This window comes from Burkholderia diffusa (assembly GCF_001718315.1).
GTDB lineage: Bacteria > Pseudomonadota > Gammaproteobacteria > Burkholderiales > Burkholderiaceae > Burkholderia > Burkholderia diffusa_B.
Map to the genome: position 1 here is coordinate 683226 of NZ_CP013364.1, position 12372 is coordinate 695597.

Consider the following 12372-nt stretch of genomic DNA (forward strand, 5'->3'; position numbering starts at 1 on the left):
CCGACGACCGCGCCGGACGGCGGTGCGCAACGTGGGTCAGTGCGCCGGGTTTTCGAGTTCCTGCGGTTCGGGCGCGGCCGTGTGCTGCGTCGTCATGATCGCGATCGCGGCCAGCGTGGCCGGCACCGCGAGCATCGACAGGATCGCGTCGAACTTCCAGCCGAAGCCGAGCAGCGCGCCGCCGATTGCCGAGCCGAAGATGCTGCCGAAGCGGCCCATCCCGAGCATCCAGCTCACACCGGTTGCGCGCGCAACGGTCGGATAGCGTCCCGGCGCATACGCGTTCAGCCCCGTCTGCGCGCCGCTCATGCAGAAGCCGGCCGCGAACACCAGCAGCGCGAGCGACGACGACAGCGCGCCAGCCCACGCGAGCACGGCCACGCACAGCCCGCCGCCGAGATATGCGGCGCCGATCACCGGCGCCGGCCGCACGCGGTCCATCAGCCAGCCCACGCCGATCGCGCCGATCGTGCCACCGATCTGGAACATCGCGGTCACGTTCGCGGCCGTGCTGACGGACAGGCCCGCGTCCTTGATCAGCGTCGGCAGCCAGCCGGTCAGCAGGTAGATCACCAGCAAGCCCATGAAGTAGGTGATCCACAATGACAGCGTGACGCGGCCATAGCCTTGCGAGAACAGTACGCCGATCGGCTTGCGCGTCGGCAGCGGCGGCTCGTTCGACACGAACGTCTCGTTGCCGCTGAATTGCCCGCCGCACACGCGGTTCAGCAACGCGCCGATGCGTTGCGACGGCGCGCCGCGCACGGCCAGCAGCCGCGCCGATTCGGGCAGCAGCCAAAGCTGAAGCGGAATCAGCAGCAGCGGCAGCGCGCCGCCGAACAGCAGCACGGAGCGCCAGCCGTGCAGCGGAATCAGCCAGCCGGCGACGAAACCGATCAGCGCCGAGCCGAGGTTGAAGCCGGTAAACATCACGGTGATCATCAGCGCGCGCATCCGCTGCGGTGCGTACTCCGACAACAACGTCGTCGTGTTCGGCATCGCCGCGCCCAGACCGATGCCGGTCAGCAGCCGAAGCATCGCCATCTGGAACGGCGAGTGAGCGTGCGCAGTCAAGATCGTGAACACGCCGAACAGGAACACCGACGCGATCAGCACGCGCTTGCGCCCGAACCGGTCGGCGCTCGGGCCGGCCAGCAGCGCGCCGATCACGAGACCGATCGGCGCCGCGCTCATCACGAGACCGAATTCAGGCCGCGAGATCGCCCAGTCGCGAATCACCGAAGGCGCAACGAACCCCATGATCGCGACGTCCATCCCGTCGGCGATCACGACGAGGCAGCACAGCACGACCAGCAACCACTGGTAGCGCGACACCGGCCTCTCGTCGATGAATGCCTTGATGTCGATTGTCTGTCCACTGTCCATCATGACTCTCCTGTCTCCTTGTCGACGATCGGTTTATCGATTCGTCATCCTATTTATATAGCCTGATGCGATGCCGAACTTCCGGCCACGAAGGCGCCGTGATCCCGCGCGCCTTCGTCATGCGTCAGGAGTTGTGCGGCTTGTCCGCGTCGTCCCAGCCCAGGGGCCCGGCGCTCTTGCCGGCCACCGAATACAGCGCACCCGGCGCGTTGCGCGTGCGCTGGAACGCCTCCAGCGATTCGCCGCGCATCGCCGCGTAGATATGCAGGTTCGATACGCCCGTCACCGCACCGAGCTTCTCCAGCAGGAAGAAGATCACGCCGTAGCGCAGCAGACCGAGCCAGTCGCGTCGGCGGATCAGGTCGCGCTCCGCCGTGTCGAGGCCCGCAGCTTCGAAACTCGCGTCGGGGTCGCTCAGGAACTGCGCGCGATGCGCGGGCTCGATCATCCTGTGCAGATAGTCGTTGATCCGGTACGCGCGGACCGCGCGCTCGATCGTGAACGGGTAGGTGCCCTGCAGTTGCTCGACGCCGGCGAGCTCCGCCGCCATCCGTTGTCGATGGCGTTCGGCCGCCGCCTCATCAACGTCGGTGTCGGCCGGCTCGTAGACAGCCGTTGCAATGCCCGTCATCGACGGCAGGTAGTAGCTGCGGTGGCGGCACACGACGCCGGCCGGCAACGCACCGCGCATCGTGAGCCACATCACGACCTCGGCGCCTTCGAAGCCGCCGAGCGTCGCATATTCGCCGAGCGGCATCCCGGCCAGGCGCTCCGGGTCGTCCTGAAGCAGATCGAGAAAGCGCGCATCCCATTCGGGGTTGTTGAAACCGGAACGCTCGCCGTGCACCTGATGCGACAGTCCGCCGGTCGCGACGATCGCAACGCGCAGGTCCTCCGGATAGCTCTCGATGGCGCGCCTCAGTGCCTGCCCGAGCCGATAGAAGCGGCGCGCGGACGGCACCGGCAACTGCAGCACGCCCATTTGCAGCGGCACGAGCTGCACCGGCCAGTCGGGACGATGCGGGCACAGCACCGACAGCGGCGAGAAACAGCCGTGGTCGAGCGGCTTGTTCTGGAAGAACGACATGTCGAACTCGTCGGCCATCAGCGACTGGCCGATATGCGCGGCCAGCATCGGGTGACCGGCGATCGGCGGCAGGTCTCGCGCGCCACCGCCTTCGTCCGCCGGATGCCACTGCGGCCCGACGCCGAGCGCGAACGCCGAATAGTGATCGAAGAAGAACGACGTCACGTGATCGTTGTAGATGAACAGCAGCACGTCGGGTCGTTTTTCGGCGAGCCACGCGCTCAGCGGCGCGAAGTTCTCGAAGATCGGCGCCCAGACGGGATCGTCGTGCTTGTTCTTGTCGAACGCGAACCCGATCGTGGGAGTGTGGGAGGCCGCGATGCCTCCGATGATCCGTGCCATGCCAATGCTCCTTCGTGATGCTCGAATGCGGTCCGGCCTCGCGGTCCGCCCCTGATGAATGCGTGCGCGTACGCTTACGAGGCGCGGCCGTACGGCTGCGGCGCGAGACAGCGCTTGACGACCAGCGCGAGCGGCACGGCGAAGACGAAATGCGACATGAACCCGCCGATGATCACGTTCGGGTCGAAATAGTTCGGGTGATTGCTCGACGCGATCATGATCAGCGCGTGCATCACGATCCACGCGACGATCGCGAAGAACAGCGCGACGAACGTCGCCTCGAAGCCGCGCCGGCGAAACCACGGCCAGATCGCTGCGAACACGATGCCCCACGACAATGCGAACGCGAAGTGGATCGCGGTGCCGATGAAGTACGCGCCGATGCCCAGCGCATCCTGTGCGGCCTTGCCGAACACGAGCCCCGTCGCGTTGCGCGGAATGCCGGCGAGCGGCATCAGGTGCTGCGCGCCGACCCAGACGAGCGCCTCGTAGACCCAGATCAGCACCGCCCCCGCGAGGCCGCCGCGAATCCCCGCGCGTACCGTGTCGGCAAACGTCGTGCTGTCCTGCGCTGCCTGCGCCGTTCCGCGTGCTCCGATGATGTGCTGCTGTCCCATTGCGCTGCCTCGTTCGTGAATGCGGGCGCCGCGCTTCGCGCAACCCCCTTTGTGATCGGACGAACAATGAATCAGATGGCGGCCCGATGCGCCGGCAACCGCGTGCTTGCAGTCACTGGAACCGAAATTACTCATTCGGCAGTGGTGCGAGACAGTCAGGGTAAACCCTTTAATTGCAGCGAAACGGCATATCCAACACGCTTTCAGCCAGCATGCGAACAGCGCCGCCGATGTCTGGAACGCCCGCCGGGCATGGCGCTCGCGGATGGAGACGCGCTGGATCGCTGATCGGGACCCGTTGCCCGTCGATTCACGATCGATAAATAAAACAGATATCTGGATAAGCACGACGCAAGCTCTGCCGCCGCCGTTCCGGTAAAGTCGATCAACCCGCTTCGCCGCTGGCGCGGCCCGCGCGGATGCACGCAAGTCATGCGCGATCGCCGCCGCGGCGCACACCGCCCGACCGACTCATGGACAACACCGAACTCCCGAACCTCGCCTGCCTGTATGCGGCGCAGCGCGTTGCCGAAACCGGCAGCGTAAGCCGCGCCGCCGCCACGCTGTTTCGCGCGCAATCGGCGGTCACGCGCGCGGTGCAGGAACTCGAAACGTCCCTCGGCGAATCGCTGTTCGATCGCAAGCCATCGGGCATGCTCGCGACGCCGGTCGGGCGCGCGGTGCTGAAACGCGGTGAGCGCGTGTTCGCCGAACTCGGCGCGCTCGCGAGCTGGTGTGCGCTGCGCCAGTCGCGCCGCCGCGCATCGGCCGAAGGCGGCCTGCCCGCGTATCTGCTCAACACGCGGCGGCTCCAGCTGTTCTCGACGCTTGCGCGGCATCGGCACATGCCCAGCGCCGCGCGCGCGCTCGGCGTCACGCAGCCGGCCGTCAGCAGCGCGATCCGGATTCTCGAAAACGGCGCGGGTTTCGCGCTGTTCCATCGTCATCCGCGCGGCCTGCTGCTCACGACCGACGGCGAGGCGTTTCTGCTTCATGTGCGGCGCGCGCTGAACGAATTGCGGCACGTCGCCGACGACGTCGCCGCGCTGCACGGCAGCATCCAGGGTATCGTGACCGTCGGTGCGCTGCCGCTCGGCCGCACGCTGATCCTGCCCGAAGCGGTGGCGCGTGTCGTCACGCGATTTCCCAAGGTGCGCGTGATCACCGACGAAAGCGCATACGAGGCGCTCGTCGCCGGCGTGCGCGCGGGCGACATCGACTTCATCCTCGGTGCGTTGCGCGCGAGCGATCCGGCGAGCGACCTCGAGAACGAGCGGTTGATGTCCGAGAACCTCGTCGTGCTCGCGCGGCACGATCACCCGCTCGCTGGCGCGCGCGACCTCCGGCTCGCGAGCCTCGCCGGCGCGCAATGGATCCTGCCGCGCAGCCATTCGCCCGCGCGCGGCCTGTTCGAATCGCTGTTCCGGCGCATGAAGCTCAAGCCGCCGATGCCGACCGTCGAGAGTGCCGACCTCGCAGTGATTCGCGGCCTGCTGCTGCATAGCGACATGCTCGCGGTGCTGTCCGCGCAGCAACTGCGCTACGAATGCGACGCCGGGCTGCTGGCCGTCTTCGACGTGCCGATGCGCGAAACGACCCGCGACATCGGACTGATGACGCGCACCGGCAGCCCACCGTCGCCGGCCGCGCGCGCGTTGATCGACGCGATACGCATCGTCGCGACCGAGGTCGCGCGTACACCGCACACCGCCGCTGCGGCCGTCGCGCGATAAGTAAAGCGCATGGCGCCTGCGCCCGATTCGCATCGCACCGGTCGCATCCGTTGCCCCACAATGCAATCAATACACGGCGCCGTGTGCGACCGATGCGCGTAGCCGCCATAAGGCATTGCGATACCGCCCGCGCATCACACATCCGAGGAGCGACACGCATGATCGACCCGGCAATTTCCTTCATTGGTTTCGGCGAAGCCGGTGGCCTGCTCGGCGGCGCGCTGGCCGCCCGCGCCGTGCGCGTGACGATGTACGACCGGCAACTCGACGATGCACGGTCGGCGCCCGCGATGCGCGACAAGGCCGCGCGCCTGCACGTCGAAGCCGCGTCTTCGCTCGTCGCCGCGATCCGCGACGCGCGCTGGATCGTGTCGGCCGTCACGGCATCGTCCGACGCGGAAGTCGCGGCGGCGGTCGCCACGCACATCCGCCCCGGACAGACCTTCGTCGACATCAACTCGGTATCGCCCGCGCTGAAGCAGCATGGCCAGCGGCTGATCGAAGCCGCCGGCGGCCGCTACGTCGAAGCGGCGGTGATGGCGCCCGTACCGCCGCACGGCCTGGCCGTGCCGATGCTGCTGGCCGGCCCGGCGGCCGAAGCGGTCTCGCTCGAGCTGAACGCGCTCGGCTTCGATGCGCAGGCCGTATCGACCCGCGTCGGCGTGGCGTCGGCGGCCAAGATGTGCCGCAGCGTGATGATCAAGGGGATCGAGGCGCTGACTGTGGAATGCCTTGGCGCCGCACGCGCATACGGCGCCGACGCACTCGTGCTCGCGTCGCTGCGGCAGACCTTCGACACGTTCGCGACGTTGCCCGACCTGCCCGGCTACCTGATCGGCCGCGTCGCCGAGCATGGCCGCCGGCGCGCGGCGGAGATGCGCGAAGTGTGCGACACGTTGCGAGAAGGCGGCGTCGCGCCGGAGATGAGCGACGCATGCGCACGCGTGCAGGATGGATTCATCGACAGGATGGCCGCCCGCGGGCTCGACTACCACGCGCTGCTGCCGTTCGACTGGCAGCAGGTACTCGACCGGCTCGATGACCGGTTGCCGTCGGCACCGGCCTCCGGCGACTGACGCGCGATCGCGACCGCCCTATCGCTGCGCCCGCTCCACGTGCGGCAACGCCGCCGCGAACGCTGCGTCGATGAACCGTATCACGTCGTCGAGCGACGAAGTGCAGGTCGCGCCCGCGGCAAGTTCCCGAAACGCGCCGTCCGGCCCGAGGCAGATGAGCGGCTTGCGCCAGCGCCGCGCGAGCGCGATCTCCTCGGCCGTTCCGTGCCCGCCGGGCAGCGCGACGATCAGGTCGCTGCTCAGCACGTTCACGTAGTTGCGGTTGATGGTGTGCGGATCGGCGCCCGGTTCGCGGCGCGGCAGCGGCGTGAGGATCGGTATCTCGACGAACGGATGCGGATAGCCGTCGAGCGGCACGAAGCCCGCGTGCGGATCGGCCCGCGTCGGCACGATGCCGATCGACCGGCCGGCCCGTCCCGGCACGCCGGCGAACGCACGCGCGACCGCCAGCATCACGCCCTGGCCGCCGCCCGTCAGCAGGTTGAAGCCTGCCTGCGCGAGCCATGCGCCGAGCGGCTCGGAAAACGCGAGCCATGGCTCCTTGCCCGAGCCCATCACGCCGATCGTTCGGTTGTTGAGTTGCATCTTGAATTCCGGTGATGAATTCGAATTGAACCGCGACGTGGCGCCGAGTCGCGATACCCGGCGCCACGCCGCGCATCGTCATTCGAGTTCGACGCCCTTGAGTTCCGGGATCAGGAACAGCGTCGCGACCATGTCGAGCACGTAGAGTCCGGCGAGCAGCGCGATCGCCGTCTGGAACGAGTAGTGCGCGGCGAGCGCGCCTACGGCCACCGGCCCGAAACCGCCGACCGCGCGGCCGATGTTCCACAGCACGTTCTGGGCGGTCGCGCGCGCTGCGGTCGGATAGCCTTCGGACATCAGTGTGCCGTAGCCGCCGACCATCCCGTTGACGAACATCCCCATCAACGCGCCGGCCCACAGCATCGTCGTCGGGTCCGACAGGCGCGCATACGCGATGACCGTCACGACCGAACCGAGCTGGTACAGCAGGAACGTCGGCTTGCGGCCGATGCGATCGGCGAGCTGCCCGAACGTCCAGACGCCGATCATCATCCCGACGACAGTCGCCGCCGTCCACAGCCCCGACTTCGTCAGCGAGAAGCCCATCTGCTTCGACAGGAAGGTCGGCAGCCAGATCATGATCCCGTAGTAGCCGAAGTTCTGGACCGAGCACAGGATCACGATGCCGAGACTCGTACGCGCGGTGCGAGCATCGGCGGCGAGCATCCGGAACGCGTTGGCCTGCGGCTGCGCCGCGCGCTGCACGAAGACTTCCGGCTCGTGCAGCCGGTTGCGCAGCACCCACGCGAGCAGCGCGGGCAGCACGCCGACCACGAACATCCCGCGCCAGCCGATATGGAGCAGCAGCAGCGGCGTCAGCAGCGCGGCCAGCAGCACGCCGGCCTGCCAGCCGAGCGCGACGTAGCACGACACGCGCGCCCGCTTGCTCGCCGGCCACGCTTCGGCCGCGAGCGCCATGCCGATTCCGAATTCGCCGCCGAGGCCCACGCCCGCGATGGTCCGATACACGAGCAGATCCCGGAAGCCCTGCGCAAACGCGCACAGGCCGGTGAAGACCGCAAACAGCATGATCGTCCAGGTCAGCACGCGCACGCGGCCGTAACGGTCGCTCAGGGCACCGAACAGAATGCCGCCCGCGACGGCGCCGATCAGTGTCCACGTGACGAGCGCGCCGCCCTGCCCGGGCGTCAGCTGCAATGCCGCCGTGATCGCCGGCAGCATGAAGCCGAGGATGAGCAGATCGAAGCCGTCCATTGCGTAGCCGATCGCCGAGCCGGCCAGCGCCTTCCATGCGTACGCCCCGACCTGCTCGCCGCGCGGCGCCGCCGGATCGCCGAGCGCCGAAGATTTCATGTTTGCTGCCATGGTGTCCTGCCGGAAATGTCCGGGCGACATTCTAAAGCCTGGACCCGCGCATGACGGGCCGGCGGACGCGCGCACGCGGAAAGCGCCGCGCTGCCCGCTTCCGGGAATGGAAGCAGGCGGCGCAGGTAATGAATTTGAAAGATGCGGAAGCCGGCGATCCCGCAATCAGGCGGGACACCGAAAGGACGCGATGAAGCGGGTATTGCGAGGCCGGCGTCACCGCCGGCGCGGATCGAACGACACCGGAGCGGTGCCGATGCGGTGCAGCCTCAGCCCTGATCGTCGCCGGGCCACCAGGTCTTGGCTCCGCGGTCGACGAGCAGCGTATCGAGATCCTTGCCTTCGAGCCATTTGGGTCGCGGGCCACGGCCCGACCACGAGCGGCCGGTCGTCGGATCGTAGTACTTGGCAGGCGCCTTGCGTTTTCGCTGGACGATGTAGCCGAGGGCGCTCAGCACTTCCTGCTGCGAGATGCCCAACAGCTCGACCTGCTCCTTGAACGCCGCGAGTGCGGCTTGCTTCTCCTTCTGCTTGGCTTCCGACAGCTTGATATTCAGGTCCCGAAGTTGTGCTTCGAGTTCCTGCAGGGCCTGGGTCATGTATTCATCCTCTTTGGGCATGTTTTTATTCAAAAAACCTCCGATGGCCGAACCTATCATGAAGTTCCGCCAATCTGTGTTGCGACATGTGAATCGTTTGCCTGGACCTGTAAGGCTTTCGAAGTGTGCCGAACGCGACGCCATCGTCGAAAACCGCACGGCATCGGCACGCAACACGTGACGCGCCGCGTTCGAGCGCGCGGCGAGCCGTCGGCGGCGACCTCCTCGCCACCTTGCGCCGCATCGCACAAGCGCGGCATCGCGCGAATGATAGCAGTGCGCATCCGTCATGTTCGAGCACTTTTGCGGTCCGGCGCAAACTTGCCTTCGCCAGCCGGCGAACGTCGACGCCGGTGCGGCGGTTTACGTGCCGAAGCTGCAACCCTCCCACGCGATCCGCACGAACGGCGCATGCAGCTTCGCGCCTCCCGCAGCGGTCAGCACGCTCTCGATATGGACGACGTAACGTTCCGCTTCGCCGTGCAACGCGGCCAGGATGCGGTTGGCCTGGCCGGAAACGGGCAAGCACGCAGCCGCGCGCTGGATCGCATCCGAGACGAAGACGCATCGCGGTGGACCGTCTCTCGTGATCTTGCGAATGCATCAGAGCAGCGGCGGCGCGTCGCGCAGCACGGCTTGCAGCCCGGTCGCGAACGGCGTCGCATGATCGATCCCGAGTGCGCGCACGCGCGACGCATCGAGGTGGCAATCGTACGGACGCGGCGTCGCATCGGCCGGCGTGTCGATCCGCGCGAGCGCCGCATCAATGCCGAGCGCGGCAGCGATCCGTTGCGCGATGTCGTACTTCGTCATCGGCTCCTCGCCCGACCAATGACGGATGCCCGTGACGGGCGAGCCCGCGAGATGGCGCAGCGTCAGGTCCCGGATGACCGCCGCGACGTCGGGCGTGTAGGTCGGATAGCGGATCGCCCACGCGTCCATCCCGACCGCGTCCGCAGCCGGTCGCGCGGACGCGACGATCGCCGGCACAAGGCTCGTGACGGCCGACTCGCGCCAGTCGACGATTGGCCCGTACAGCAACGGCAGGCGCAGCACGCAGGCAAGCGGCGACGCGGCGAGCAACGCGGCCTCGCCTTCCAGCTTGGTGCGGCCGTAGATGTTCAACGGGTTCGGCGTTGCGTCCTCGCGGTACGGCGCCGCGTTGCCGTCGAACACGTAGTCGGTGGAGATGCCGAGCGTCCACGCGCCGTAGCGCGCGGCGAGCGCGCCGATGCGGGCCGGTGCGTCGACGTTGATCGCGCGCGCAGCCGCCGGGTCGCGTTCGCAGACGTCCGGGCGACGTTCGGCGGCGCAGATGATCACGGCGGCCGGCCGGCAGGTTGCGAAGAGGTGTTCGAGCGCCGGCTGATCGAGCGCGTCGAGTCGAGCGACGTTTTCCAGCGGCAGCGCGAGGCGCCGCGCGACCGCGGTGTCCGGGTTGCGGATCGTTCCGATCGTCGTCAGCGACGATTCGCGGGACAGCGATGCGGCGACCGCGCGGCCGAGCAGGCCGGACGCGCCGATGAGAAGGATGGTCGGATGCGACACGGTAGCCAACGATGAAAGGGGATAAGGGCCCCCAATCTATACGAGAACATGCGGTCGATGTCGATTTCGCTCGCACGTCGACGACGTGCGCGTGATGAAAACAAGCCCGGTGCGCGATTGCGCGCACCGGGCCCGTCGAGCGGCGCGAAGCGTCGCGCTCGCTTACTTCCGGTCGAACGAATAGCGCCCCGGCCCGCTCACCGCGAGCAACAGCAGCCCGCCGATGATGCTGATGTTCTTGTAGAAGTTGATCATCGCGAGATACTGGTCCATGCCCTGCAGCGCCCAGTAGCGATGCCCGATCAACGCGGTCGCGAGCGTATAGACCGCGAACACCAGCGCGAGCGGACGCGTATAGAACCCGACCGCGATCAGCGCGCCGCCGACCAGTTCGACCGCGACCGCGATCACCGCTGACAGCTCCGGCGACGGTGCGCCCGTCGACGCCATGTACGCGACCGTGCCTGAGAAGCCGCTCAACTTCTGCCAGCCGAACAGCACGAACAGGATCATCATCAACACGCGAGCCGCCAGCAGCAGCTCGTCCTTCTTCGACTCCAGCGAAACGTAACGCATAGCAATCACCTTGATTTGACGGTTTGACGCATTCGGTGCCGACGTCCGCCGCAACGGCGAACCCACGGATCGGCACCGAACCCTCCTCGCGCGATCGAACCGCGGGCCGGCCGGCCCGCTGCCGAAGAATCCGTCCCGTCGCGCCATCGTGGCGCTGCGGTGCGGTTCTGGCGAAGCACGGGTGCAGTCTACTGTCCCGCCGCAAATCATCAATCCGTCAAAACAAGATTGGCTGTCTCAATTGAGTGGACAATTGTCACGTAACAAATGCGTCATGGGCGGCCGCGCACATCTGCCGGCACACCGGTCTGGTGGATTACATCATGTCGATCGGCAGTGTCTTGTCGAGATTGTCGTGCCATGCGCGGATGGTTTTCGGCACGGTCTTTTTCCATGCCGGCGCGCTCGTGTAATAGCGCATCCGCACCTTGTCGTGAGCGTCGAACACGAGCAGACCGATCCACAGATCGGTGCCCCGACGCATCACGATCGCGGCGTTCGTCGTCGCGATGCCGCGTACCCAGTACGACTTCACGCCGGCATTCAGACCGTCGAGATCCTGCTCGTCCGCGCTGGAGTTGACCGTGTCGACGAGCGTCTGATAATCGGCGCCGAGCAGCTTGTGTGCGATCGCGTTCTGCCGCGCATCGGGCAGCACCTTCAAGGTCACGAGATCTGCAGCCTGACTCGCCTGCGCCTTCGACGCCGTCACGTAGTCGCCCGAATACACGACGCCCGCACCCGCGCCGCAATCGGCATCGCCGCCCTGCTGCGCGACCTGCACGCGCCCGCCCTTGCGGCTGAAATCGAGCCGGCATCGATCCTGGCGAAACGTGCCGCTATCGCCGTGCAGTTCGATATCGCCGCTGAGACCGCCGGTATTCGCGCCGTTGTTGCCGCTCAGTTCGAAGTGAAGGCGCGGTGCCGTGCCGCTGAACGTCAGCACGCCGCCGAACGACGGGTTCGCGCTGTCGCGATACCACGTCTGCTGCCAGCGATCGATCGCAAGCGACATGCCGTTCAGGTTCGCGAGCCGCTCGCGATAGCGGTCGCCGAGGCACGATGCATCGTTGCCACAGCGATCGCGCTGCTTGAGCCATTTCAGCTGCGCGGCCTTCAGCGCGGCCGTATCGCCACCTTTCGCGAGCGCCTTCTTCCACGCCGCCGCCAGTTCGCCGTCGAGCGACGACAGCCCGGCGTCCGCACAGATCGTCTTCTCGCTCGGCGACGCGGCTTTCGCGCAATCGAAGCCGGCGGCATGCGCGGCCATCGGCGAAATCGTAAGCATTGCAAACATCATGACGGATCGCAGGTCCGCGCTCCGAGCATGCCGGCCGCGACGCGCGGTTTGCCCTTGCTCGCGCACGCGAGCATTCGATCGGTTCTTCATTGTCATTGGACTGGACTCGTCGTGGATGGCCGCGAGTAGAAACTGCGGGCCCGATGCGGTTCGAGGTAAAAACGCCCGGCACGGCATGCGGTGCCGGCCGTCGCCCC

The 12372-nt window shown here is 67.3% G+C and carries 12 protein-coding genes; 2 read left to right on the forward strand and 10 right to left on the reverse strand.

Features of this window, described 5'->3' with window-relative positions:
• Window positions 1-36 precede the first annotated feature (36 nt).
• The 3 genes from WI26_RS29690 to WI26_RS29700 form a co-directional block, all read right to left on the reverse strand.
• Window positions 37-1386, reverse strand: a complete 1350-nt coding sequence (locus tag WI26_RS29690; protein ID WP_069228370.1) for an MFS transporter — start codon at window positions 1384-1386, stop codon at window positions 37-39.
• Window positions 1387-1510: 124 nt separating this feature from the next.
• Window positions 1511-2815 carry a gallate dioxygenase gene (locus WI26_RS29695; protein WP_069228205.1) on the reverse strand — a complete coding sequence of 435 codons (1305 nt, stop codon included), beginning with the start codon at window positions 2813-2815 and terminating at the stop codon, window positions 1511-1513.
• Between the two features lie 74 nt (window positions 2816-2889).
• The gene (locus WI26_RS29700) at window positions 2890-3432 is read right to left on the reverse strand and encodes a hypothetical protein (RefSeq protein ID WP_155623993.1); all 543 of its coding nucleotides are present in this window, start codon (window positions 3430-3432) and stop codon (window positions 2890-2892) included.
• A 473-nt stretch (window positions 3433-3905) separates the two neighbouring features.
• Between WI26_RS29700 and WI26_RS29705 the strand changes: the two genes are divergently transcribed.
• Together WI26_RS29705 and WI26_RS29710 are read left to right on the forward strand one after the other, a co-directional pair.
• A complete protein-coding gene (locus WI26_RS29705; protein ID WP_069228206.1) occupies window positions 3906-5165 on the forward strand; it encodes a LysR family transcriptional regulator in 1260 nt (419 codons plus the stop codon).
• Between the two features lie 158 nt (window positions 5166-5323).
• A complete protein-coding gene (locus tag WI26_RS29710; protein ID WP_069228207.1) occupies window positions 5324-6241 on the forward strand; it encodes an NAD(P)-dependent oxidoreductase in 918 nt (305 codons plus the stop codon).
• Between the two features lie 18 nt (window positions 6242-6259).
• On the opposite strand, the gene WI26_RS29715 is transcribed toward WI26_RS29710, so the two are convergent.
• The 7 genes from WI26_RS29715 to WI26_RS29740 all read right to left on the reverse strand — a co-directional run bounded on the left by WI26_RS29715 (window position 6260) and on the right by WI26_RS29740 (window position 12163).
• Window positions 6260-6826 carry a DNA-binding protein gene (locus tag WI26_RS29715; protein WP_069228208.1) on the reverse strand — a complete coding sequence of 189 codons (567 nt, stop codon included), beginning with the start codon at window positions 6824-6826 and terminating at the stop codon, window positions 6260-6262.
• Between the two features lie 78 nt (window positions 6827-6904).
• A complete protein-coding gene (locus WI26_RS29720; protein WP_059509240.1) occupies window positions 6905-8152 on the reverse strand; it encodes an MFS transporter in 1248 nt (415 codons plus the stop codon).
• Between the two features lie 269 nt (window positions 8153-8421).
• Entirely contained in the window at window positions 8422-8751 is a 330-nt protein-coding gene (locus WI26_RS29725; RefSeq protein WP_059509241.1) for an H-NS family nucleoid-associated regulatory protein, read from the reverse strand.
• Between the two features lie 363 nt (window positions 8752-9114).
• On the reverse strand, window positions 9115-9276 hold the full coding sequence (locus tag WI26_RS32545; protein WP_155768854.1) for a hypothetical protein: 162 nt from the start codon (window positions 9274-9276) through the stop codon (window positions 9115-9117).
• A 78-nt stretch (window positions 9277-9354) separates the two neighbouring features.
• The gene (locus WI26_RS29730) at window positions 9355-10299 is read right to left on the reverse strand and encodes a dTDP-4-dehydrorhamnose reductase family protein (RefSeq protein WP_069228209.1); all 945 of its coding nucleotides are present in this window, start codon (window positions 10297-10299) and stop codon (window positions 9355-9357) included.
• 162 nt (window positions 10300-10461) lie between these two features.
• Window positions 10462-10875, reverse strand: coding sequence for a DoxX family protein (locus WI26_RS29735; RefSeq protein ID WP_059509244.1), 414 nt, complete (start codon window positions 10873-10875; stop codon window positions 10462-10464).
• 316 nt (window positions 10876-11191) lie between these two features.
• Window positions 11192-12163, reverse strand: a complete 972-nt coding sequence (locus WI26_RS29740; RefSeq protein WP_420480796.1) for a lysozyme inhibitor LprI family protein — start codon at window positions 12161-12163, stop codon at window positions 11192-11194.
• Window positions 12164-12372: the final 209 nt, after the last annotated feature.

Bases quoted from the DNA above. Each gene is read 5' to 3' on its own strand.
- WI26_RS29690 (WP_069228370.1), bottom strand. From the start codon at position 1,386: ATGGACAGTGGACAGACAATCGACATCAAGGCATTCATCGACGAGAGG.
- WI26_RS29695 (WP_069228205.1), bottom strand. From the start codon at position 2,815: ATGGCACGGATCATCGGAGGCATCGCGGCCTCCCACACTCCCACGATC.
- WI26_RS29700 (WP_155623993.1), bottom strand. From the start codon at position 3,432: ATGGGACAGCAGCACATCATCGGAGCACGCGGAACGGCGCAGGCAGCG.
- WI26_RS29705 (WP_069228206.1), top strand. From the start codon at position 3,906: ATGGACAACACCGAACTCCCGAACCTCGCCTGCCTGTATGCGGCGCAG.
- WI26_RS29710 (WP_069228207.1), top strand. From the start codon at position 5,324: ATGATCGACCCGGCAATTTCCTTCATTGGTTTCGGCGAAGCCGGTGGC.
- WI26_RS29715 (WP_069228208.1), bottom strand. From the start codon at position 6,826: ATGCAACTCAACAACCGAACGATCGGCGTGATGGGCTCGGGCAAGGAG.
- WI26_RS29720 (WP_059509240.1), bottom strand. From the start codon at position 8,152: ATGGCAGCAAACATGAAATCTTCGGCGCTCGGCGATCCGGCGGCGCCG.
- WI26_RS29725 (WP_059509241.1), bottom strand. From the start codon at position 8,751: ATGACCCAGGCCCTGCAGGAACTCGAAGCACAACTTCGGGACCTGAAT.
- WI26_RS29735 (WP_059509244.1), bottom strand. From the start codon at position 10,875: ATGCGTTACGTTTCGCTGGAGTCGAAGAAGGACGAGCTGCTGCTGGCG.
- WI26_RS29740 (WP_420480796.1), bottom strand. From the start codon at position 12,163: ATGCTTACGATTTCGCCGATGGCCGCGCATGCCGCCGGCTTCGATTGC.